At 40.1% G+C, this 24,187-nt stretch carries 22 protein-coding genes and 2 pseudogenes; 11 read left to right on the top strand and 13 right to left on the bottom strand.

Translation table 11 applies throughout. From position 1 onward, the window contains the following. Positions 1–255: 255 nt before the first annotated feature. A pseudogene (locus A9Y75_RS00545) lies at positions 256–675 on the bottom strand (site-2 protease family protein); the annotation flags it as partial. Between the two features lie 326 nt (positions 676–1,001). Between A9Y75_RS00545 and A9Y75_RS00540 the strand changes: the two are divergent. Further along, positions 1,002–2,234: a glycoside hydrolase family 10 protein gene (locus A9Y75_RS00540; RefSeq protein WP_071187230.1), complete on the top strand. Its 1,233-nt coding sequence runs from the start codon at positions 1,002–1,004 to the stop codon at positions 2,232–2,234. Here A9Y75_RS00540 and A9Y75_RS28940 read toward each other — a convergent pair. After that, complete coding sequence (locus A9Y75_RS28940; protein ID WP_201788379.1) at positions 2,206–2,658, bottom strand: hypothetical protein; 453 nt, start codon at positions 2,656–2,658, stop codon at positions 2,206–2,208. The genes A9Y75_RS00540 and A9Y75_RS28940 overlap by 29 nt on opposite strands. A gap of 20 nt (positions 2,659–2,678) precedes the next feature. Further along, positions 2,679–4,175 carry a site-2 protease family protein gene (locus tag A9Y75_RS00535; protein WP_071187228.1) on the bottom strand — a complete coding sequence of 499 codons (1,497 nt, stop codon included), beginning with the start codon at positions 4,173–4,175 and terminating at the stop codon, positions 2,679–2,681. 371 nt (positions 4,176–4,546) lie between these two features. Between A9Y75_RS00535 and A9Y75_RS00530 the strand changes: the two genes are divergently transcribed. The 3 genes from A9Y75_RS00530 (at position 4,547) to A9Y75_RS00520 (ending at position 9,933) form a co-directional block, all read left to right on the top strand. Continuing rightward, positions 4,547–5,863: an efflux RND transporter periplasmic adaptor subunit gene (locus A9Y75_RS00530; RefSeq protein ID WP_071187226.1), complete on the top strand. Its 1,317-nt coding sequence runs from the start codon at positions 4,547–4,549 to the stop codon at positions 5,861–5,863. An 83-nt stretch (positions 5,864–5,946) separates the two neighbouring features. Continuing rightward, on the top strand, positions 5,947–9,114 hold the full coding sequence (locus tag A9Y75_RS00525; protein ID WP_071187224.1) for an efflux RND transporter permease subunit: 3,168 nt from the start codon (positions 5,947–5,949) through the stop codon (positions 9,112–9,114). A gap of 381 nt (positions 9,115–9,495) precedes the next feature. Beyond that, a complete protein-coding gene (locus tag A9Y75_RS00520; RefSeq protein WP_071187222.1) occupies positions 9,496–9,933 on the top strand; it encodes a hypothetical protein in 438 nt (145 codons plus the stop codon). Positions 9,934–10,001: 68 nt separating this feature from the next. Here the strand turns inward: A9Y75_RS00520 and A9Y75_RS00515 are convergent, their stop codons facing one another. The 4 genes from A9Y75_RS00515 to ilvA all read right to left on the bottom strand — a co-directional run bounded on the left by A9Y75_RS00515 (position 10,002) and on the right by ilvA (position 14,029). Then, the gene (locus A9Y75_RS00515; protein ID WP_083389457.1) at positions 10,002–10,700 is read right to left on the bottom strand and encodes a hypothetical protein; all 699 of its coding nucleotides are present in this window, start codon (positions 10,698–10,700) and stop codon (positions 10,002–10,004) included. 159 nt (positions 10,701–10,859) lie between these two features. Next, the gene (coaBC, locus tag A9Y75_RS00510) at positions 10,860–12,071 is read right to left on the bottom strand and encodes a bifunctional phosphopantothenoylcysteine decarboxylase/phosphopantothenate--cysteine ligase CoaBC (RefSeq protein WP_071187220.1); all 1,212 of its coding nucleotides are present in this window, start codon (positions 12,069–12,071) and stop codon (positions 10,860–10,862) included. A 183-nt stretch (positions 12,072–12,254) separates the two neighbouring features. Then, positions 12,255–12,443, bottom strand: coding sequence for an RNA-binding S4 domain-containing protein (locus A9Y75_RS00505; RefSeq protein WP_071188772.1), 189 nt, complete (start codon positions 12,441–12,443; stop codon positions 12,255–12,257). A gap of 74 nt (positions 12,444–12,517) precedes the next feature. Further along, positions 12,518–14,029, bottom strand: coding sequence for a threonine ammonia-lyase, biosynthetic (gene ilvA, locus A9Y75_RS00500; protein WP_071187218.1), 1,512 nt, complete (start codon positions 14,027–14,029; stop codon positions 12,518–12,520). Positions 14,030–14,301: 272 nt separating this feature from the next. Between ilvA and A9Y75_RS00495 the strand changes: the two genes are divergently transcribed. Both A9Y75_RS00495 and A9Y75_RS29200 read left to right on the top strand, forming a co-directional pair. Next, complete coding sequence (locus tag A9Y75_RS00495) at positions 14,302–15,102, top strand: hypothetical protein (RefSeq protein WP_071187216.1); 801 nt, start codon at positions 14,302–14,304, stop codon at positions 15,100–15,102. Next, positions 15,099–16,133: a 4-Cys prefix domain-containing protein gene (locus tag A9Y75_RS29200; RefSeq protein ID WP_071187214.1), complete on the top strand. Its 1,035-nt coding sequence runs from the start codon at positions 15,099–15,101 to the stop codon at positions 16,131–16,133. The genes A9Y75_RS00495 and A9Y75_RS29200 overlap by 4 nt, the downstream gene beginning before the upstream one ends. A gap of 136 nt (positions 16,134–16,269) precedes the next feature. Here the strand turns inward: A9Y75_RS29200 and A9Y75_RS00485 are convergent, their stop codons facing one another. The 4 genes and pseudogenes from A9Y75_RS00485 to A9Y75_RS25925 form a co-directional block, all read right to left on the bottom strand. Further along, positions 16,270–17,289 carry a PIN-like domain-containing protein gene (locus A9Y75_RS00485; RefSeq protein WP_143046334.1) on the bottom strand — a complete coding sequence of 340 codons (1,020 nt, stop codon included), beginning with the start codon at positions 17,287–17,289 and terminating at the stop codon, positions 16,270–16,272. 112 nt (positions 17,290–17,401) lie between these two features. Further along, positions 17,402–17,515: pseudogene (locus A9Y75_RS29195) on the bottom strand (type II toxin-antitoxin system VapC family toxin); the annotation flags it as partial. Between the two features lies 1 nt (position 17,516). Then, on the bottom strand, positions 17,517–17,738 hold the full coding sequence (locus A9Y75_RS00480) for a hypothetical protein (RefSeq protein WP_071187210.1): 222 nt from the start codon (positions 17,736–17,738) through the stop codon (positions 17,517–17,519). A 15-nt stretch (positions 17,739–17,753) separates the two neighbouring features. Continuing rightward, entirely contained in the window at positions 17,754–17,942 is a 189-nt protein-coding gene (locus A9Y75_RS25925; protein WP_083389456.1) for a BrnT family toxin, read from the bottom strand. Positions 17,943–18,020: 78 nt separating this feature from the next. On the opposite strand from A9Y75_RS25925, the gene A9Y75_RS00475 reads away from it, so the two are divergent. Further along, positions 18,021–19,160, top strand: a complete 1,140-nt coding sequence (locus tag A9Y75_RS00475) for a serine/threonine-protein kinase (RefSeq protein ID WP_071187208.1) — start codon at positions 18,021–18,023, stop codon at positions 19,158–19,160. A 178-nt stretch (positions 19,161–19,338) separates the two neighbouring features. Next, a complete protein-coding gene (locus tag A9Y75_RS00470; protein WP_071187205.1) occupies positions 19,339–20,061 on the top strand; it encodes a DUF305 domain-containing protein in 723 nt (240 codons plus the stop codon). Positions 20,062–20,201: 140 nt separating this feature from the next. Here A9Y75_RS00470 and A9Y75_RS00465 read toward each other — a convergent pair whose 3' ends face one another. Further along, entirely contained in the window at positions 20,202–20,447 is a 246-nt protein-coding gene (locus tag A9Y75_RS00465) for a CopG family transcriptional regulator (protein WP_071187203.1), read from the bottom strand. Between the two features lie 180 nt (positions 20,448–20,627). Further along, positions 20,628–22,058, bottom strand: a complete 1,431-nt coding sequence (gene gndA / locus A9Y75_RS00460) for an NADP-dependent phosphogluconate dehydrogenase (protein WP_071187201.1) — start codon at positions 22,056–22,058, stop codon at positions 20,628–20,630. A gap of 218 nt (positions 22,059–22,276) precedes the next feature. Here gndA and A9Y75_RS00455 point away from each other — a divergent pair, with 218 nt between their 5' ends. The 3 genes from A9Y75_RS00455 to A9Y75_RS00445 all read left to right on the top strand — a co-directional run bounded on the left by A9Y75_RS00455 (position 22,277) and on the right by A9Y75_RS00445 (position 24,183). Beyond that, positions 22,277–23,131: a Ycf66 family protein gene (locus A9Y75_RS00455; RefSeq protein WP_071187199.1), complete on the top strand. Its 855-nt coding sequence runs from the start codon at positions 22,277–22,279 to the stop codon at positions 23,129–23,131. Positions 23,132–23,363: 232 nt separating this feature from the next. Continuing rightward, positions 23,364–23,960, top strand: coding sequence for a DUF305 domain-containing protein (locus A9Y75_RS00450; protein ID WP_071187197.1), 597 nt, complete (start codon positions 23,364–23,366; stop codon positions 23,958–23,960). A 28-nt stretch (positions 23,961–23,988) separates the two neighbouring features. Then, a complete protein-coding gene (locus A9Y75_RS00445) occupies positions 23,989–24,183 on the top strand; it encodes a heavy-metal-associated domain-containing protein (RefSeq protein WP_071187195.1) in 195 nt (64 codons plus the stop codon). Positions 24,184–24,187 lie beyond the last annotated feature (4 nt).

Here is a 24,187-nt window from a genome sequence, read left to right as displayed (position 1 = left end):
GCTGACATAATTACGTGTAACAATAAACGCAAAATTTTATGCATATCCGGAAAAAATTTTGCAAATTTTTTTACTGTGTGGATGTGGGACTATGGTACTCGATCAAGCCGCAATTGCCGAGTCAATAGGGGCTGTAAACGTAAAAATATCTCTTTTGGAAGAGATTAAATGAAAGGGAAACTTATAGGCATAAATTCCCGTCCACCAATGGAAATTTGACTAAGGCGGGAACTCTTAATCAGAAACAAACAGGGGTAACGTACTCAAATCTTCTTCGGGTATTGTCATTGCGTCCAGTTTTAGTTCTGCAACTAGTACTTGACTGTTGGCATTTGATGGGGAATTGGCTTCCTGTGAAGCATTCGCAGCTAGTCTTTCCGTTGCCCGTTGCTTGAGAATGGCATCTTGCCCAGCGTTGCGTAACTGTCTACCTAAGAAGATGTAGATTGCAGTAGAAGCCACGAGCAATAACAATATACCCGCTATATTGATGTAAATCCCAGCGGCAAACAAGCCAAAAAACAGCAGCCAAGGAGCCATTAATACGACCGACTGTAACCAGGCTAAGATTCCCAGTTTACCAAAAGGTCTGGCGCGATAAAAGCCCCAACCCAAAATGCCGAAAGCGACCAGCACTACTGCCGCAATTATAGGAGTTTCTGATGAAGTAAACATCGCTAAACCTTCGCTATTGAGACCAAGCCAGAACAAGTCCGGTTTTATAGATACATTACTTAATCTATAACGCCGTTATGAAGCAATGCTGCATCAGCGAGAAATTTGGCTAGGAAAAAGATGTTCACAACCTCCGCAAGGATTTCTATATCGTGTCTGGTTTAATACTTATCATTAGGCTGAAGCGGGGACGGGGGGAGATTTTAATAATTAAACCTTTGATAGAGTGTAAAGAATTATAAATACTGTATATTATCCCAACGACAATTTTTAACGCCAACCTACTTAGTCCCAAAATCAAGGGTTTCCATCCCCTCAGTGTATTTATGAATCAAAAATTATTTCATGGGCATATGCATCAACGGATTAAGTCAGGTTTGTTTGCGGCTATAGTTGTCATGAGTATGATGACTGTGGTGATGCTATCGTTACCCTTAAAAGCTCAAATCGCTTCTCCCCAAGGGACAACATCGGAGTTAAGGGGGGTGTGGTTAACCAATATTGATAGCGATGTTTTGTTTGAGAGCCAACGCTTGAAAAAGTCTTTGCAAACTTTAGATGATCTTAACTTCAATACTGTTTATCCGGCTGTTTGGAATTGGGGATATACTCTTTACCCTAGCAAAGTTGCTGCTCAAGTCATTGGTAAATCTCTAGATCCCGCACCAGGATTACAAGGACGAGATATGCTCCAAGAGATTGTCACTGAGGGACATAAACAAGGCTTAACGGTCATTCCCTGGTTTGAATTTGGCTTTATGGCTCCTGCTGATTCCCTTTTAGCCAAAAATCGCCCCCAATGGCTTACCAGCCGCAGCAACGGCAGTAAAATTATCAAAGAAGGTACACATGATCGTGTTTGGCTCAATCCTTTTCGTCCCGATGTACAACAATTTATCCAAGATTTAATTGTCGAAATCGTTAAAAACTACGATATTGACGGGATTCAATTTGATGACCACTTCGGCTTACCATCAGAATTAGGCTATGATGCCTACACAGTAGCACTTTACAAAAAAGAACATCGTGGTAAAGCGCCCTCGAAAAACTCGAAAGATCCAGAATGGGTGCGCTGGAGAGCGAACAAAATCACCAACTTCATGAAGCAGGTATTCACAGCTATCAAAGCTAATAAAAAAGACTGTATAGTTTCTGTTGCACCTAATCCTCAGCGGTTTTCCTACGAATACTTTTTAGCAGACTGGCAGAAATGGGAACGGATGGGAATAGTTGAAGACTTGGTTTTGCAGATATATCGCAATGACTTAAATGTGTTTATCAGCGAATTAGAATACCCGGAAGTGAAAGCAGCCAAAAGACATATTCCTGTGAGTATTGGCATTTTGAGTGGGTTAAAAAATCGTTCTGTACCCATGTCACAGATTCAGACACAAGTACAGAAAGTGCGCGATCGCAATTTTGCCGGAGTTTCCTTCTTCTTCTACGAAACTCTCTGGAACATCAGCCAAGAAAAACCGGAACAACGTCAAGCTAGTTTTGGAAAAATCTTCCCCAAACCCACAACCTATCCTAATTTACTAGCAGGCTGGAAACCATAAGGAACAGGTGACAGGTGACAGGTGACAGGTGACAGGTGACAGGTGACAGGTGACAGGTGACAGGTGACAGGTGACAGGTGACAGGTGACAGGTGACAGGTGACAGGTGACAGGTGACAGGTGACAGGTGACAGGTGACAGGTGACAGGTGACAGGTGACAGGTGACAGGTGACAGGTGACAGGTGACAGGTGACAGGTGACAGGTGACAGGTGACAGGTGACAGGTGACAGGTGACAGGTGACAGGTGACAGGTGACAGGTGACAGGTGACAGGTGACAGGTGACAGGTGACAGGTGACAGGTGACAGGTGACAGGTGACAGGGGGCAGGGGGCAGGGTGGAAGTAATTCTTAATTATCTCCCCTCGTCTCTCCATCTCCTCCTCTCCGCGTCCCCGCGTCTCCCCGTCCCCGCGTCTCCCCACCTCCCTACCTCCCTGCCTCCTTAACCTATTCCCAAACGCCCAGCCAAAGCGGGAGTTAGGGGTAAGAGGGTACTAATCATCAAAAACAGAGCCAAAAGACCTAAAGCGGCTCTAGCGTCGTCTGGTTCAGTTACCTCATTCAAGCTGGGGCGTTCTAAATCTCGTTGTAAGAACACAATCACAATCGCCCAATACATAGCCAAAGGATTACCAAGAGACACCAAGCCCAGCAAAATTAAAGTCGCAAATGTGGCTCTTCCTGCGGTTTTGCGTCCATAAATAGCCTGGACAATCCGCCCACCATCTAATTGTCCAGCTGGCATTAAATTTAATGCGGTAATCACCAAACCCAACCAACCAATAATAACTAGGGGATGGACATTAACTAAAGGCGCTTTGACAGCTGCACCCAGCACAACTCGCGCTAAACTTCCCACTAAAATCGAACCTTGGAAAAACTGATTTGGTAATTGAAATAAACTACCTGGGTGGGAAAGCAGCAAACCTGTCACCAACATTACCAAAGAAACGATACCACCAAAGGCAGGACCAGCCAAAGCAATATCAAATAACGCCTTGCGGTTAGGTAATAAAGACTCAAACCGGGTAATTGCCCCAAAAGAGCCGATTTGCACAGCCGGGAGGAAAAAGGGTAAGCTGAGGCGGACTTGGTGTCGTCGCGCTAGTAACCAATGACCGATTTCATGAGCTATCAAAATCGTAAATATCCCCAAACCGATAGGTAAAGCTTCGGGAAACCGTGATGGGTTGGAGAATAAATCAAAATTCAGTAATAATCCCGCCGCTTCAAAATTGGTGGCAAGAGTTGCTACCAAAAGAATCACCGCAAAGACTTTCTGTGGTAACTCCATCGGACGTGGATCTGTGCGGCTGGGAAGAACAATGATCACAGGTTTATCGTCTGTGTTCTCCACTAAAAACAGGCGATATTTATCACCTAAACGTTCTTGCAAACTTTTCATCAAACGGTTGTGAATTTCCTCTGGTTCTCCCCGCAAATTGCCTTTGAAAATTGCTCCTTCTTGATAGGGGATGGTTTCTGTAGCAAAAAATGTGTCAATCCCGAAAATACCTTTAATGGTACTCAAATCTTCTTCGGGTATTGTCATTGCGTCCAGTTTTAGTTCTGCAACTAGTACTTGACTGTTGGCATTTGATGGGGAATTGGCTTCCTGTGAAGCATTCGCAGCTAGTCTTTCCGTTGCCCGTTGCTTGAGAATGGCATCTTGCCCAGCGTTGCGTAACTGTCTACCTAAGAAGATGTAGATTGCAGTAGAAGCCACGAGCAATAACAATATACCCGCTATATTGATGTAAATCCCAGCGGCAAACAAGCCAAAAAACAGCAGCCAAGGAGCCATTAATACGACCGACTGTAACCAGGCTAAGATTCCCAGTTTACCAAAAGGTCTGGCGCGATAAAAGCCCCAACCCAAAATGCCGAAAGCGACCAGCACTACTGCCGCAATTATAGGAGTTTCTGATGAAGTAAACATCGCTAAACCTTCGCTATTGAGACCAAGCCAGAACAAGTCCGGTTTTATAGATACATTACTTAATCTATAACGCCGTTATGAAGCAATGCTGCATCAGCGAGAAATTTGGCTAGGAAAAAGATGTTCACAACCTCCGCAAGGATTTCTATATCGTGTCTGGTTTAATACTTATCATTAGGCTGAAGCGGGGACGGGGGGAGATTTTAATAATTAAACCTTTGATAGAGTGTAAAGAATTATAAATACTGTATATTGAGATGAGCTAACACATAGTTTTTGTAAATACATCTTACCAAATAAGTAATTTTAATATGAATATATATAATCCCAGCGGAATTTTAATTACTTGTTCTTGCCATTTCCTCTAACCTATGACATCTCCTGAACCTCAAGCAGATTTTAAAGAGATTCCACAACCTTCATTTCAGCCACCTAGCAAATCACAGCGGTGGCTACGTTTATTGTTAGCTCTAGTATTAATACTTGGGGGTGGAACGGCTATAGCGTGGAAGTTGCTAACTCCTGAAAAACCCAGTCCAGCAGCGGCAAATGCTCCACCTCCAGGGGTAAGAGTTAAACTATCGGCAGTGCAAACAGGTACAGTCGAAGATAGTACAGAATATATAGCCAGTTTGGAATCTAGACGTTCAGTCAATCTCCAACCCAGAATTCAAGGTCAAGTTGCTCAAATATTCGTAAAGTCAGGAGATCCAGTTGCCTTTGGTGCGGCAATTCTCCAAATAGATTCCAGACAGCAACAAGCCGCAGTCAGTAGTTTATCAGCTGCTGGTCAGGGTTCGCAAGCGCAACTAGAAAATGCTCGCGCTACTCTCAAATCTCTGCAAGCGGAACGGTTAGCAAATGTTGCAGATGTACGCTTAAACCAACTAGATTATAATCGCTATTCTGAATTAGCTGCACAAGGGGCAGTATCTCGTCAAACTAAAGATTTATATGCTAATAAACTGGCTACAGCTAAAGCCCAACTTGGAGCTATAGATTCCCGAATTCAAGCACAACTAGCTACCATATCCCAAGCGGAAAAGTCTTTAGAACAAGCTGATGCCAATATTAAACAACAACAAGTAGAACTTCAATATTACAAAATTACTGCTCCCTTTACTGGAACTGTGGGCGATATTCCTGTGAAAGTAGGTGATTTTGTGAATACTTCCACACCATTAGCTACTATCACTCAAAACCGACCTTTAGAAGTTAAAATTCCTGTTCCACTGGAACGAGGTACACAATTGCGTCCAGGACTACCAGTGGAATTAATTAACGCTCAAGGTCAAACCATTGGCAATAGTAGTGTATTCTTTATTTCACCCAACATCACCAATAATTCTCAATCAATATTAGTTAAAGCTCTTTACGACAATTCCGAAGGACAACTACGAGCAGATCAAATGATTCGGGCTAAAGTGATTTGGAATCAGCGTTCTGGAGTTCTAATTCCTGCCACAGCAATATCTCGAATAGCTGGGGAAACCTTTGTATTTGTAGCTGAAACAGAAAAATCTCCTAACGGTGTTTCCCAATTAATAGCCAAGCAAAAACAGGTGAAATTAGGAAATATCAAAGGTAATGATTACCAAGTCATTGAAGGATTAAAAGCAGATGAAAAACTGATAGTTTCAGGAATACAAAACCTCAGAGATGGACTGCCAATAATAATTGAAAATTGACAATAGAGAGATCCCCGACTTCTTGAAGAAGTCGGGGATCTTTTTGGGGATCTTTTTAATCACCAATCACCAATTACCAATTTATGTTTGTTGATTTCTTTATTAAGCGACCTGTATTTACCAGTGTCTGCGCTATTATCATTTTGCTGGTTGGTGCAATCAGTATTCCGACATTGCCCACTGCCCAGTATCCAGAAATTAGTCCTACGCAGATTATTGTCAGTTCTAATTATATTGGTGCGACTGCGGAAATTGTTGAAAGTAACGTAACGACGATTTTAGAGCGTCAGATTAACGGTATCGAAGGCATTAAATATATGACTTCGAGCAGTAGTAATGATGGCACTAGCACAATTACTGTAACATTTGATGATTCGCGGGATAAGGATATTGCAGCGGTTGATGTGCAGAACCGTGTGAATGCTGCTGAACCGCAATTACCAGAAGCCGTGAAGCAAAACGGAGTGACTGTGAGCAAACAGTCTAACAATATTCTGTTAGCGATAGGTTTGTACAGTGAGAAAAAAGAACTAGATAATGTCTTTTTAAGTAATTATGCGGATTTATATTTAGCAGATGCCCTCAAACGGATTAAAGGTGTAAGTGAGGCGCGGATTTTTGGTGAACGCCGCTATGCGATGCGTTTATGGCTTGACCCGAATAAACTGGCTACTCGGAATTTAACTACTGATGATGTGATTGATGCCCTGAATGAACAAAACTTACAGGTAGGTGTGGGGCAAATTGGACAGCAACCAGCCGCCGATGGTCAAATGTATCAAATTGACTTAAGGGCAGTTAGTAGGCTGACAGAAGCTGAGGAATTTGACAATGTAGTCATCAAAACTGCTGGTGACGGTAGTTTGATTAAGTTGAAAGATGTGGGTAGGGCGGAACTTGGCGCTCAAAACTATAGCTCATTTCTCCGTTTTAAGGGTAATGAAGGTGTAGGGATGGGGATATTTCCGACACCGGGAAGTAATTCCTTGAACGTTGCTAATTCAGTCAAAAAGGAAATGGCGCGATTGTCCCAAAGCTTTCCCCCAGGGATGAAGTATGAAGTAGCATTTGATACGACTACGATTATAGAAGAGTCGCTGGCAGAAGTGGTAAAAACGCTCTTAGAAGCGATCGCTCTGGTTATTATCGTCATCTTTATTTTCTTACAAGATTGGCGCACTACTTTAATTCCTGTGATCACTATTCCGCTGTCCTTGATAGGTACTTTTGCCTTCGTGAAAGTATTGGGTTTTTCTGTCAACATCTTAACCATGTTTGGTTTGACTCTAGCAACGGGAATGGTAGTTGATGACGCGATTATTGTGGTTGAAGATATCTCCCGCTTAATTCAAGAACAGGGAATATCACCCCGAAAAGCGGCATCCGCAGCTATGCATGAACTGACTGGGGCGGTAATTGCGACTTCTCTGGTACTAATGGCTGTATTTGTGCCGGTAGCATTCTTCCCCGGTTCCACTGGACAAATTTATAAACAATTTGCGCTGACTATTGCCTTTTCTATTGCTATTTCTACGTTTTTAGCTTTGACTCTCACACCTTCTCTCGCGGCTTTATTGTTGCGTCCTAGACCTCAACCCAAAGGCATTTTCGGCTGGGTGTTTGGTCGAATTAACTGGTTTTTAGAAGCCATGCGTAGCGGATATGAGCGAATTGTTAGATTTTTGACCAGAATAAAAGCAATAGTAGCGATCGCATTTATCGGTTTATTGGGTGTTACAGCTTGGCTTTACATGACCGTACCAACATCATTTTTACCGGACGAAGACCAAGGTTATTTCATCACCATTATTCAAGGGCCAGAAGGTTCTTCACTCGAATACACTAGCAAAGTTATGAGTGAGGTAGAAGCCGAAATCCTGAAATTGCCAGAAGTTACAGGTACTTTTGCCATTGGTGGCTTTAGTTTTAGTGGCAATACTGCTAACAGTGGCGTAATTTTCTCTACTCTCAAATCCTGGGACGAACGCACTAAACCAAATCAGTCAGTACAAGCCCTTATTGGTCAATTAGGACAAACATTCTCAGGAATTACCGAAGCCAGCGTTTTTCCTGTTAATCCTCCCGCAATTCGCGGTTTAGGTAGTTTTAGTGGTTTCCAGTTTCACTTACAAGATATAGCCGGCACTAACAGCTTAAATTCTATGCTGCAAACAGTCGGTCAGTTCATGAGGGAGGGTAATCAGACTCCAGGACTGCAAGCTGTATTTAGCACCTTTAAAGCCAATACACCTCAAATTTTAATTGAAGTTGACCGCAATAAAGCTAAATCTCTGCAAGTTTCCATTGACGATATCTTTAAAACCCTACAGACTTATTTGGGTTCACAATATGTCAATGATTTTAATTTCCTTTCTCGCACATATCGGGTGTATATCCAAGCTGATGCTCAGTTTCGTTCCAATCCTGATGATATCGGTTTATTAAATGTGCGTTCTGCAACTAATCAGATGATTCCTTTGAATAGTTTGGTGAAATTAACTCCGACAACGGGAGCGCAAACTATTAATCACTACAACTTATTCCGCTCTGTTGAAATTAACGGTTCTCCTGCTCCTGGTTATAGTTCTGGACAAGCAAATCTGGCTATGGAACAACTAGCTAAGAAGATTTTACCGACGAGTATGGGATATGAATGGTCCGGTATTGTTGCCGAGGAAAAAGAATCTGGTGGACAAGCACCGATCATTTTTGGTTTGGGCTTAGTTTTCGTCTTTTTAGTGTTAGCTGCTCAGTATGAAAATTATGTTGATCCTTTGATTATTATGCTTTCAGTTCCTCTAGCTATTATGGGAGCTTTAGCATCACAATCTTTACGGGGTTTAAGTAATGATGTATTTTGCCAAGTAGGGTTAGTAATGTTAATTGGTTTAGCAAGTAAAAACGCAATTTTGATTGTGGAATTTGCTAATCAATTACAAGAACAGCAAGGTTTATCAATTACGAAAGCAGCGGTTGAAGCAGCACAAGGTCGTTTACGTCCAATTCTGATGACTGCTTTTTCAACTTTGCTGGGTATTTTTCCCCTAGCAACTGCGACAGGTGCAGGTGCAGCGAGTCGTCAATCTTTGGGTACGGCTGTGTTTGGGGGAATGTTTGTGGCTACTTTTCTGAGTTTGTTTATTGTGCCAATTCTCTATATCATCATTGGTAAAATTCGTCAGCGTTTGCAACCTGTTCGTAAGTATCCGCATTTGGAAGCGAGTGAGGATAATCAGGTTTTATATAGATAAGATTTCTCACTCACGCAGAGGCGCAAAGGAAGAGAGAAACGGCTATAATCCTCCTTTAATTGATATTTTTGATTAATTTTTGTTGGGTTGCGCTTTGCTTAACCCAACCTACAATTACTGATTGAGCCATGTTTAGCAGATGGTGAAACTCTTCCTGAACCGCAAGTTTTAGGCAAGTCTTTGAAAGTGGCGTAATTTTCACGGCGCTACAATTCTAATAAAAAGGAAAAATCGCGCTTAAAAAATTAGCGTGTAATCTCCCTACGCAAGTATAGTGTTTATTTGTTATCCACAGTTACACAACGAAATACCAATGTATTTCCACAGAAAATAAGCTAGAATCCGAAGAACACGAAAAGACAGTGGTTGGAAAATATAGCTATGGCAATTACAGTAGAAAAATCACTTAATTTACAAAATGGTCCAAATTGGCCATCCTTTGAAAAATTTCGCACAGAAGGTGGAAAAGCTCTTGAATCTGTAAAAAGTGGGACAGTTGCTACTTTAAATACTAAAACTGGACAATACCGCATTCTTGAAGAACGGGATTTCCAACATTTATTAGGTTTAGCTCGTGATGTTGATCGTTTGCGTGGAGGTTTGCGTGTAATATCTAGCTCTGTGCGTGTTGTGCAAAAACATCGTGATGCAGAGAGTATTGATTTATTAATAGAAGCAATTGCTATGTTAGGAGGTTTACCTGAACTTCCCACTCGTAGTAGTTTCGAGCCTTTAATGCCAGAAGATGGTATAGATGTAGATGAGGATGATGAAGTAAATCTTGATCCTACTACAATTAAAAGACCTCTTGATTATTGAGGTTTGTTCATGAGTACAATTCTCATTCATAAATATTAGGGTTATTAATACCAACCCTAATATTCTTTTTATAGAGATGACCTCATTTTTACTTCTTCTTCACCAGCACGAACTATAATTGAGCGAACCATTGAGCCAAAAATCCGCCATCCTACTAAACTTAAACTTGCGTGTCGTGTTGCTAATAGCAAATCATCTAATTTTATTTGTACTATTCCATCAAATAATAAGGCATTTCCAACTACATCAGATGAATCACCTGGCAAGGGTGGAAGATACATCTGTTGTGTGGAAGTAAACTTTAACAATTGCGAAAGATCGTTTGCTGCTTTGGGATCTTTACAACTAATTGGTTGAATTCGTAGTAGTGCTGCATAATTGCGTCTGCCTTTTACGAGATCACAAGTAGAACTAGCTATTGCAAACTTGGTATTTTCCGGACGATTTCCGAGAAAATAAGCTGCATTTGTACTAACAATGTCACCTTGTAAAAGTGTAAAGGAGTCCTTTTCTGGATCTGCTAAACCCTTTTCAACGACATCCTGATAATAAATTGGTTCACGAATAAGCGCCCCTTTTTCACTAAATACATCCTGGCGATATTTTGTCTTTTTGAGGTTTTTGGAAAATTGTTGAATAGTTTTAATAGCCTGATCATCATGAGAATAATTTTGTAAATATCTTTCTAGTTCTGGTAAATTTTTTGGGATGTTTGTTTCTGCTTCTGAAATCACTTCTTTTTTACTATTATTTGTAGTTTGATTCATATTTTTATATTTAGAGATTGATACAGTATAAAACTATTTTTTATATTTTATCATGGACAGAGTAATTTATTGGAAATTTGAGAATAAATCTAAAATTAAGTATTTGAAACCCTTGTAGAGACGTTCCATGGAACGTCTCTACTTTACCGGATATGTCTATTAAACAACAAAATCAAACAAATAATGCGCCATTTCCAACTTAGAACAAGCCGGAATTTCTACCTCTCTTCCTGACATATCTAAAAACACCGCTTGATTATTATCACTCCCAAAACCACTATCAACTTTATCAATAGGATTCGCTACAATTGCATTTAATTTCTTTCTTTGCAATTTCTCTTTCGCAGGAGTAATAATATCCCCAGTTTGTGCTGCAAAACCAATTAAATATTGATGTGGTTGTTTGCGATTTCCGATTTCAGCGACTATATCCGGTACTGCTGCTAGAGGAAGATTTTCGGGAAGCGATCGCTTGGGCAATTTTTCGGTACTATATTCTTTAGGCTTTACGTCTGCAACTGCGGCTGACATGATAATGATATCTGCATTGGCTAAATGCTCTAACATCACCTGCTGCATTTCGTCTGCACTAATTACGGGAATTGCTTCTACTCCCAAAGGTACATCCCAACTCGCTGGACAATGGACTAATATTACCTTTGCGCCCCTGTGTAGTGCTGCCTGTGCCAATGCTAAACCCATTTTACCAGTTGAGGGATTGCCAATAAATCGCACCGGATCTAAATATTCTCGTGTTCCCCCAGCGCTGATTAAAACCTGCTTTCCAGCTAAATCTCTGATTCCTTGGGTGTGTAATAAAGATTGAATATAAACAAATATTTCTGCGGGTTCTGCCATTCTACCAGCACCGATGCGATCGCACGCCAATAAACCCGATGCTGTACCCATACCATAAAATCTACTATTTGTCAATAGCTGTAGCCAATTCCTTTGTACTGCTACCTGTTCCCACATATCTGTATTCATTGCAGGTGCTAACAACACCGGACAAGTAGAAGCGAGAACAGTATTTGTCAGCAAATTATCCGCCATTCCATAAGTTAACTTAGCCAAAGTATTAGCAGTTAAAGGCGCAATCACAATTAAATCTGCCCATTCACCCAACTCAATATGCAAAGGACGAGAATAAATTGGTTGCCAAAAATCATCATCAGTGTAAGCTTGATGACGGGATAAAGTTGCTAAAGTCAAAGGTGTGATAAATTCTTGAGCAGATTTAGTGAGAATAACTCGTACTTCTACCCCAGATTTAAATAGAGTGGAAACCAATTCACAGACTTTATAGGCAGCAATACCGCCACCTAAAGCAACAACAACTCGTTTGGATTTTAAATTTTTAGATGATAGCATTTTTTGATTTTAGGGATTTACAAATACTATAATAGACTCCTTGGATAAATATTTTTTTGTCTCACCATTGCTACGGTGGGCATTGCCCACCCTACGTATATTTCCAAAATCAAATAGGATTGCTATATCCAATTCAGTCGCTTATTACTGTATTTTTGGGGTTGATTTGTAGCAGCGCCAATATTAAATTACATCTCCAACTTTGAAAATTTGACCATTGACTGTTACTTGGTCTGTTGGTTCTAATTTCTTGCCACGTCGAGTTTCAACTGTGCCATTGACTTTAACTTCACCATCAACAATCATCAATTTGGCTTGACCTCCTGTTGCGGCTATACCTACTAACTTTAAGAACTGATCGAGTTTAATCATTTTGTTCATTGTCGAAAGTAATCCACCTTGCTTTTTACTTTAAATTGTAAGACGATGTGTGGGAATATGATGCTTCAACCTAAAAATAGCTGATATGCGGGATTTTGACTTTCATCCCAATAACGATAACCCAAGGAATCAAGAAATACTTGCCATTGTTCCATTTCATGGGGTGGTACTTGCATTCCTACCACAATACGCCCGTAGTCTGCACCATTGTTGCGATAGTGAAAGAGGCTGATATTCCAATTAGGGGACATAGAAGCCACAAATTTCATTAATGCACCGGGACGTTCGAGAAATTCAAAACGGTATAATAATTCATTGTGGGCGAGGGAAGAATGTCCACCTACCATATGACGCAGGTGCAATTTTGTTAATTCGTCGTCGGTTAAATCAATAGTTTTTAAGCCGTTAGTTTCAAATTTGGCAACTATTTTAGCTGCGTCAGCACGATTTTCAATTTGCATTCCAACAAATATATGTGCGTCTTTGTTGTCAGCAATGCGATAATTAAATTCTGTCAGATTGCGATCGCCTAAACATTCACAAAATTGACGCAGACTTCCCGGTTTTTCGGGAATATTCACCGCAAAAATGGCTTCTCGACGTTCCCCAAATTCTGCTCTTTCCGCCACAAAACGCAAGCGGTCAAAGTTCATGTTAGCACCGCAGGCAACGGCGATGAGGGTTTGATTTTGAATTTGTTCTCTTTCGACGTAGGCTTTGGCTGCTGCGATCGCTAATGCCCCGGCTGGTTCTAAAATAGAACGAGTATCCTCAAACACATCTTTTATCGCTGCACAGGTAGCATCAGTATCTACCAAAATGATTTCATCCACATATTGCTGACACAAACGGAAGGTTTCTTCCCCCACTTCCCGCACTGCTACACCATCAGCAAATAACCCCACCTGAGACAAGCGTACACGATGACCTGCTTTGAGAGATTGAGACATAGCATCAGCGTCTACTGGTTCGACACCGATAATTTTGATTTCGGGACGCAACCGTTTCACATAAGCTGCAATACCGGAAATTAAACCCCCACCTCCAATAGCCACAAATATTGCATGGATAGGTTGTTGATATTGTCGCAGGATTTCCATGCCAATTGTTCCCTGTCCCGCAATCACATCAGGATCATCAAAGGGATGTATAAAGGTTAACCCTTTTTCCGCTTCCAATTGCCGGGCGTGGGCGTAAGCATCATCATAGTTATTGCCATGTAGTACAACTTCTCCTCCCCGTGCTTTGACTGCATTTATTTTTACCTGGGGTGTGATGACAGGCATCACGATAATTGCTGTTGTTCCCAAGCGACTGGCAGCTAAGGCTACACCTTGGGCATGATTACCAGCAGAAGCCGCAATTACACCTTGTTTCAGTAAATCTGGTGGCAGGTTGACCATTTTGTTGTATGCGCCCCGCAGTTTGAAGGAGAAGACTGATTGCATATCTTCCCGTTTCAGCAGGAGTTTGTTATTCAGTCTCGCGGAGAGGTTCGGCGCATTTTCCAGTGGTGTTTCCTGGGCTACATCATAGACGCGGGCGGTGAGGATTTGTACCAGGTAGTCGCAATACATTGGTTATAGATGCAATTTGGAGATGGATGTTAATTTTACCGCTTGTTGGGTAGTTGGGGGGATGGGTTTTTGTGATGGGGGCGATCGCCAAGTTTAAATAGAGGTATAGTATGATTTTAAATTTTTCCAGGTAACGCGATAAAACAGCAATTAGGTAAAATCTAAAGCTGCTATAATTAACACAAGATTTTTCAGCCAAAAAATACAACCACGAACATAAGTTAAGATTAATCTGTTACGCTAACAATATATTTATTCTCAGTAAGTAACTTATGAAATATACTGAAGAGGAGTTCAGCACTCTACTAGATGTTCTGGCTAATGATTTACTTGATGCAAATCACCACTATCGTTTGTATAATAACCTTCTCGATGCTCTAAATAAGTATGAATATGAAATAAATACTCATATTGGTTTCTGGGGCTTAACACTTGACGCTCACTATTCAGGTTGTCTTCTATGTTTATGTAGAGCCTATGATAATAATAGAGAGGGTACACTAAGCCTGAAAAATTTACTTGAAATTATTCAAGGTAATACTAATATATTTGATATTGAAAAATTTAAAGAAAGACTTAATAAAAATCCTTATGTTGATAGATTGGCACAGTCTAGTAGAAAGCCAAATGAGGAGCAAATTAAGAAAGATATTGAATTTGTTAGTAACACTAATCCTCTTGTAAAAAAATTATCCAAATTGAGAGGTAGTCATATTGCTCACAGAAATACAAAAGTAATTTTCAAAGGTACAGTCGATCCTGATCAACTGACATCGAAGGAAGTTGAACAACTCATAAATACAGGATTACATATATTTAATAATTATCGTCAACTATTTGAAGCATCTACACATTCTTCAATGTTAATTGGTGAAAATCACTATCAAGATGTTCTCAAACATATTAGAATTGGCAGAAAAGCCATTAAATTTATCACTGATGTGAAAAATGAATCTCAAATTAAGGGAGGATTTTTAGAACCTAATGATACTACCAATAAAGTTTTTAAATTTATAAACGACGTACAACAGGATTTATATCCTGATTATTACAACAATACTCCAAGACAATGAGCCTCTGCATTAATCCTAATTGCCCAAAACCGCAAAACGCTGACAATATCCTATTTTGTGAAGCCTGTGGATCAGAATTGCTATTAGAAGGCCGCTATAGAATTATACGCCAATTAGGAGAAGGTGGTTTTGGTAAGACATTTGAGGTTAGTCAAAGTAATGTCCTCAAAGTGCTAAAAGTGCTAATATTAGATGACTCTAAGGCAGTATCACTTTTTCAACAAGAAGCACGAGTATTAAGCCAGCTAAATCATCCAGGAATACCAAGTTCTCAAAAGCAATCATCAAAGACTGAAAAAGATAAATCATCTCAGCAAATTTATCAAGCTATTGGCACAATAATTAGTGGAGTATTATTAATAATAATTAGATTAGGATGGAAAGATATTAGTAAGATTTTTCAACCTCAAGTCAGTCAACCAGTTGCGATTTCAACACCAACTGAGACAGAAGAAAATAATCCTGAACAAATAAATTCTAAAGCTACCAGTCAAGCACCTCCTGTTGATAATGAAAACACATATCCACAAATTCCCTATGGTTGGAAAAAGTTTCAGGGTGGAGGTGCGTCATTATGGTTGCCTCCAAATTGGCAAACTGGTGACATCAATGAAAAGTTATATGAATTTATGAATAAATCAGGAAGTCATAATCCACAAATGGAACAGTTTGCTCAATTAGTCCAACAAAATCCATCAAATTTTCCTATTTGGGCTTTTGAGCCTAATAATCCTTACTCACAATCCTTTAATACTGTTATGGTTGCCCATGAAAAATTACCAAATCAAGTGAACCTAGAACTTTATATGAGAGAAACTGCTGTAAACTCAACTATATTAGGTATAGAGACATACTCAGTTAAAGGACATCAAGTAGGACGAATGATTTTATTAGGTGTAAATAGCAAACAACTATATTATGTCATTAGGGATAATGAGACGGTTTGGACAGTATTATTTTCTTGTAAAAAAGAACAATTTGAACAGAATTTTCCTATTTTTCAAACAAGTATTAATACATTTGTTTTTTAATGTAAAAGACATCATTATTAATGGCAGCTAAAAATACCTGGAATAACTTTAATTAAATTGGTAAATATTTATTTTATTACACAATGGTCATGTTTCATACTTCTATCACTTTATTGATCATTTTGCAAAATTGGCTCTAAGGTTTTATTTTTTTTGTTTGAAAAACGACACGATACGGGCTTTCTGGTATGGTAATACCAAACCTCAGTGCTAGTTCTTTGACAACATTTTCCAGTTCTTCCACAGGAAACGCATTTTGAAACCTAATTTCTCTAGCTTCCTCAATTACTTCCGGCTGTTCTGAAAGATGTAGAAACTTCTGAGCATAATCTAAAAATCTATCAGATGAATACATATAGAATTTAACACCAGCTTCAGTTAGCATTTCTTGTACTAACTCAGGTCTTGGGCTAATAGTTTTTCCTTCACTTTCTAGCCACCAGTCTTCTTTATCATCATCTGTCACAAAAATAATGGGTTTTTTCTCAGATTTTGCATAATCAATTAATTGCAACCACAGTATAGCATCACCATAAATATCTGGAACTGATTTTTGTTTATTATCCTTGTCTTTATACCCTGGAGGTATTAAATATTTAAATCTTTCTTCAACTAACTTATAAATATATAATATATCAGTGTATGGATTACCAATCCTGCCATTAAGTATCTTGATTATCCTCTCATGAAATACATCATCTTTTGAGAGATCATGATGATTTGCTTTTTGATTGTGTAAATTATTTTTGACTGAGTTAATCACCTCTTTAAGTGAGGTTTCAATATTGTTTAAAATTTCTTGTATTTCAATTACAGAATGTTTTTTATATGCTTCTAAATCTTTTTTGAGTGTTCCAATTTTTCCTATTTTTAAATTTTCGTCTAATATTGTACCTATTTTGCCATAGGCACTTGACTGTTGAGATATAACAGTTAAGCGATTCTTATGGAACTCATAACCAACTTGATGTGTAATCCAAATTCTCTTCTGAAGTTTTTCGAGAATATCAAATAATCTTTCTCTTGCTGTAGGTGAATAACGATAGATATTTAATAAAACATTTGTGTCAAAGGAAAAAACACACTCTTTCCATAGTTCTTCAAACTCTTGCTTTGTGGGTTGATAATAGCCAGGGAATAAATCACGCATATTCATTTTTTGATGACTTCGTAAGAGATGCTTAAAGTATAGTGCTTATCCATACAAGGATAACACATAATATATTATTCTTTCATCCTGTAAATCCTTAAATACTGGAAATCCTGATTCAGACAATTTCCCAGTCTTCTAATTGAAGTTCAGGAATACGTGAAAACTCCCTAGTATTATGCGTAACTAATATCAAATTGTGAGCTAAAGCAATAGCAGCAATTTGTAAATCATCAGAATGTTTCTCTCTCTGGTTGTTCTGGTTGTGGATGTCTGATAAACGTTTCATCCTGAATACAACCATAAAAATCACTCAGCTTTGTTATTTCTTGGGTTGCTGATGCTGTTTCATAAACAAGAATAATATCTAATTCCATTCCTTCCTTTGCTTCCGGTAACTGAATCTGCAAAAGTCCATCTTTACCAATACGTGATCGCACTCTAATACTTTGCATAATCAATTTTTGTCCCTATATTTTGATAGTTTTTATTTGATTATAACGATTTGCCTTTCGTGCTGAAATAATTCTAATCACATCACCGCGTCTTTCAATCCAAACAACTACAGCTACTCCATTTCCCAAAAAACCAATACCACACCAGAATGTAAAGATTGCTAACAAAACGCCAGTAGAGCGATCGCTTATCCTAAATTGCAAGAGTCACCCCAAAGTCTGAGCAAGTTTCAAACAACCCAGCGACAAGGCACAATAAAGATAAGTACGAGTGATTTCTCTATGAGTTACTGCCTTAATCCCCATTGTTCCAAACCGGAAAACCCTGATGATGTCAAGTTTTGCCTGACTTGTGGTACAAAATTATTTCTCAAAGAACGCTACCGTGCTATCAAACCGATAGGACAAGGTGGTTTTGGCAGAACTTTTTTAGCCGTGGATGAGGATAAACCCTCAAAACCGCCCTGTGTCATTAAGCAATTTTACCCCCAAGCCCAAGGTACAAACACGGTACAAAAAGCCGTAGAATTATTTAACCAAGAAGCCATACAGTTGGACGAATTAGGACAACATTCCCAAATTCCGGCACTTTTGGCATATTGTAGCCAAGATGACAGGCAGTATCTTGTGCAAGAATTTATTGACGGGCTAAACTTAGCCCAGGAATTAGCTCATAAAGGTGCTTTTAATGAAACCCAGATTCGGCAATTACTGAATGATTTATTGCCAGTGCTGCAATTTTGTCATGCAAGACAAGTCATACATCGAGATATTAAGCCAGAAAATATTATTCGTCGGAGTAGTGATAATAAACTGGTTGTAGTAGATTTTGGGGCTGCGAAATCTGCCACAGCTACATCCCTGAAGCACACTGGTACAAGTATAGGTAGTCCCGAATATGTCGCACCGGAACAAATGCGCGGGAGGGCGCTTTTCGCCAGTGATATTTATAGTTTAGGCGTAACTTGTATTAATCTTTTAACAGAGCGATCGCCCTTCGATAGCTATGATACTCATAATGCTGATTGGATTTGGCCACAATACGTAAAATCTCCAGTAAGTAAAGAATTAACTCAGATTATTGACAAAATGGTAGAAAGCATTCCCAACCGCCGCTACCAAACTGCCGATGAAGTTCTCAATCATTTAAATCATCACCAGTCACCCGTCAATATCCCACCAACAATAATTACTAAACCCGTTACCCAAGCATCACCAACTTCTCCACCTACCTTTGTTTCTCAAACTTCTCCTGAAATTGAGAAAGAATTACTAGAAATTAAAACACATTTTACAGGTGGTAAGGTACAACTGCAAAATGTTCCCAAACAACCATCTAATCCTACATCTGTGCCTACGAGTAATGATGCTATCGATAAAGATTTGGAGGAAATGAGAGCTAAGTTTTTGGGTAATGGGTAAAATTGGTAATTGATTTCTCTCTACACTCAGGAATCACTTACAGCAATTTCATCTTGATTTCATTTTTGGCTGTCAAACTATGTAGTAAGTACAATAATCACTGTGTAAACAACTATTACAGCACGGCTTTACTCTCCAGCTAACTAGAGACTTTAGAATCAAATCAGGAAATATTTAGATGCTCCCTATGCAACTTTCTACGCTAAAAAACAGCTTCTTGTCATTGACCTTGATAGCGATCGCTTCTGTTCCCAGCGGACTGTTAACAGCCTGTTCTACAACCGATTCCCAAAACCAAGTATCAACCCCTGCCGCTACTGCTACTAATGACAAGCAACCGATGAACCACGACGGCATGATGAATCATGGTAGTGGCATGATGGATCACAGCATGACAATGGATTTAGGCCCAGCCGATGCTAACTATGATTTGCGCTTTATTGATGCGATGATTCCGCACCATCAGGGAGCAACCATAATGGCCAAAGAAATACAGCAGAAATCGAAACGCCCTGAGATCAAAAAGCTAGGAGACGAAATTATTAAAGCACAAAATCAAGAAATCACCCAGATGAAACAGTGGCGTACAACTTGGTATCCCAAAGCGGGAGATAAACCAATGGCTTATGATGCCAAAATGGGTCACATGATGGAAATGTCATCTGACCAAATGCAAGCCATGATGATGAATATGGACTTAGGTGCAGCTGATGCAGAATTTGACCTGCGCTTTATCAACGCCATGATTCCTCACCATGAAGCGGCTGTAGTGATGGCAAAAGATGCCTTGCAAAAGTCTCAGCGTCCTGAAATTAAAAAATTGGCTGAAAATATTATCAAATCCCAAGATGCAGAGATTAACCAAATGAAACAGTGGCGACAAGCTTGGTATAACAAATAGACATCGACCGAATTTAAATATGCGTATCCTAGAACCCTTGTAGAGACGTTCCATGGAACGTCTCTACATTCTTTTCCGGAGAGGTCTTTTAGAAAATCATTGATCGCTTGCAGTACGAATAATTGAGTTATGCTAATTTGTTAGACGGTCGGTATCCTATCATAAGGTTCTGGTTCAACATCTGGGACTTTTGCCAAAATTGCTGCATATTTCAAGCGACTGCCGCTTTTTGCTTTTTCGTTGAGATAATTTTCTGTCATCAAAGCTGAGAGTTTTTCTGCGATCGCAGTAGATATAAATTGATCAATAGAAATTCCATCACGACTTGCAAGTTCATGCAAGCTTTTTTGTAATGAGTCGGGAATTTGAACTTGAACAATACTCATGGCAACTTTCCTCTCAAGCGTAAAAACTCTGAAGGCTCAAGTAGCTTTAACCTTATAATTGATTTTTACTCTAAAAACCTAGTATCAATCTTACGATTAAGGGCGGGAAAACCCGCCCCTACAGTCAACCTTGCCTAAATCAACAGCAAGAATTAACTTTAAAGCTTAACCAGAAGTATCTTACTTCTTAGCTTCAGCAATGGGAACCCATTCAGTGTGGAAACTGCCAGACTTATCAGTACGGAGATAAGTGTGAGCGCCGAAATAGTCGCGTTGTGCTTGAGTCAAGTTTTGTGGCAAGCGATCGCGGCGGTAGCTATCAAAGTAATCTAGAGAAGCACTAAAAGCTGGGACAGGAATACCCAATTTAGCAGCAGTAATAATTACTTCACGCCAAGCAGTTTGTCTATCCAGAATAGTCTGCTTAAACTCAGGTGCTAATAGCAAGTTTGGCAAAGCTGGATTTTCGTCAAAAGCCTTCTTAATCTTATTCAAGAAGCCAGCACGAATAATACAACCACCCTTCCAAATCCGAGCCATTTCACCGAGATTCAAATCCCAATTGTAAGTCTTGGAAGCTGTAGATAACAGCGCCATACCTTGAGCATAAGAACAGATTTTGGAACAATAGAGCGCATCACGCACCATGTTCACAAAAGCCTTGATGTCTCCGGTATACTTAGCATTAGGGCCAGTGAGTTGCTTAGATGCAGCAATCCGCTCATCTCTGATTGAAGAGAGAATCCGAGCATTTACAGCAGCTGTAATTGTAGGGATAGCAACGCCCAATTCCAAAGCAGTTTGTACAGTCCAACGTCCAGTTCCCTTTTGACCAGCTGCGTCAACAATCAAGTCAACTAGGGGTTTCTTGGTTTCTGGGTCAACGTAGGGGAAAATATTAGCTGTAATCTCAATCAAAAATGAATTGAGTTCGTCAGTTGTATTCCATTCAGTAAACACTTCATGTAGCTGAGTAGGATTAAGCCCAGCTACATTTTTCAGCAAATCGTAGGCTTCTGCAATTAACTGCATATCGCCGTACTCAATACCGTTGTGTACCATTTTCACATAGTGACCAGAGCCACCGGGGCCAATGTAGGTTACACAAGGACCATCATCAACTTGAGCAGCGATCTTGTTGAAAATGGGGGATAGGTACTCGTAGGAACTTTTTGTACCACCAGGCATCAAAGAAGGACCATTTAGCGCACCTTCTTCACCACCACTGACACCCATACCGAGATAGCGTAATCCAGTGGGTTCTAATTCCTGAGTGCGTCTTTCAGTATCTTCAAACCAAGAGTTACCACCGTCGATAATGATATCGCCTTCTTGTAGTAAAGGTTTAAGCTGTTGAATTACCGCATCAACAGGCTTACCAGCTTGCACCATCACCAGAATTTTGCGGGGACGTTCTAGTGCGGCGACAAATTCTTCTAGGGTAAAGGCTGCAACAACATTCCGTCCTCCTGCGCGTTGCGCCATGAAGGCATCGGTTTTCTCGCGAGAGCGGTTGTAAACTGCAATTGGGAAGCCATTACGCTCAACGTTGAGAGCGATGTTCTCGCCCATAACGGCTAATCCAATCACACCAAAGCTTTGTAGGGTCATAAATTTGTTTGGCTAACTCTTGCAGATCCTTTCTCTTTAAGGGTAATCCGAGATTTTCGCTTCACTCCTAAAGAAGATATTAAGAGTTTTTCTATATTTAAAAAAATCACAACTAACATCAATATTTAGTTTTAATTTGTATCTAAGTCAACAATTCAGTAACAAAATTTGCAAAATTAAAATACTGGCACAAATGAAACAATCAGGAGTATTGAAAAATGCTGGCCTATTTCCTAGCCTTAGTAGTTGGACTTGGCAGCCTAGCCATTTACATAGCAGCTTTCTTCTTCCCGGAAATCCACCGTAAGAATGATTTTATCTGGAGCGGGGTTGGGTTGTTCTATGCCTTGGTCTTATGGATTTTTGCACCCCGAATTACTGGGGGTTTACTGCTGGGTCATGTAGCTAGTGTTGCTCTTTTGAGTTCTTTTGGTTGGCAAACTCTGTCATTACGTCGGCAACTCACACCAGAAAGACAACAAACGCCTGTACCTAGTTTGGAGCTAGTGAAGATTAGTCTACAAGACCAAGTATCTAATTTTTCTCTACAGGAAAAACTGGGACAATTACCAGCCTTTATTGGTAGTGTGTTCAGTGGTGTCAAAGGTAAGGTGCAGCAAACAATGACCAAACAACCATCTACACCTACACCAAAGCCTGTTGTTGAAGTAATTGATAAAACCGATTCTGTACCAGCACAACCTAGTGAAATAGAAGCACCTTCCCCGGAAGTTAGGACGGAGGAACGCGGTGACGCGGAGATGGAGAGGAAGGAAGACGCGGTGACGGAAGGACGCGGTGACGCGGAGATGGAGAGGAAGGAAGACGCGGTGACGGAGAAAGAGGAAGTTGTAATAGAAGCGGTAACTGTTGCTGTAGCAGAACAACTAATAGAAGATGAAATTGTGAGTATACCAGAAGTAATTCCTCCCAACCCTCCATCACCAGAACTGGTGGAAGCAGCGCAAGGGGAAACAGAAGCAAAACCAGCAATTCCCATTGAGGAAGTCGCACCAGACGCGGTACTTGCTCCCCCAGCCGAAACACCAATAGAACAAACACAGCAGGACTGATATCCTGTCCGGCTGAATACTAATCATTAAAGCTGACGCGGTGATACGCTCCGCGTCTTATTCATAAAATTATCAAGATTTGTAAATCTCCTCTAGACTCTCTATCCCACTAGAGGGTTTAGGATAAATTTAACAGGACTCTCAGCCGAAAATTGGTAACAAGACAATACCATGTACTGATTTTTGGCGGAAATGCCCTCAACCTTCCATAGGAAGCGAAAGGAGCAACAGTATGTTTAACAAATTAGTAAATTATGGGTTTGTCGGATTAATTGTCGCTTTATCCACAACCTACAGCGCCCTAGCACAACAGCACCACCAGTCACCATCTTCTCCTGCTGGAGTGACTAAAACTATGACGCAGAAGTGGGAAGATCAGCGTTTCATCGCCATGATGATTCATCATGACCAGAAAACTATAGAAATGGCGGATTTGGCTGTACAAAAAGCTACAAATCCAGAAATTAAAACATTGGCTGGAACGATAAAATCTGATCAAACCAAAGAAATTGAGCAACTGAAAGCCTTGAACAAACAGTTGTATGGCACAGAAGTTCCCGCTACTACTATGAATTGTATGGGAATGCAGCATGGCAAAGATCAGGGAATGGCTGAAATGATGAATATGGAATCTTTGCAAAATTCCCCCGACTTTGACAAAGCATTTGTGCAACGGATGACTCACCACCAGCAAATGTCTGTGATCATGGCACAGAAAGCCATAAACAGTGCTACTCACAAACAACTCCGCGATCTAGCTCAAGATATCATCAAAACGCAAACCGCTCAAATTCAGCAATTAGAGCAGTTGTCTAAAGCTTCATCTTAATTAGTTTTTCATGAGATTCTTTCAACCTATGACACTCCAACTTACAGTTCCCGGAATGGCTTGTTCGACTTGTGCAACCAATATCACTAATGCCCTAAAGGCTGTAGATGCTAACGCTAACATAGATGCTGACCCAAAAACTAAGCTGGTCAGTGTAGATACTCAAGCTTCAGAAACAACAATTAAGGAAGCTTTGGTGGCGGCTGGGTATCCTCCTGCTTAATACG

It is taken from the genome of Trichormus sp. NMC-1 (assembly GCF_001858025.1).
Lineage (GTDB): Bacteria > Cyanobacteriota > Cyanobacteriia > Cyanobacteriales > Nostocaceae > Anabaena.
This window is presented reverse-complemented; position numbering and strand designations above follow the sequence as displayed.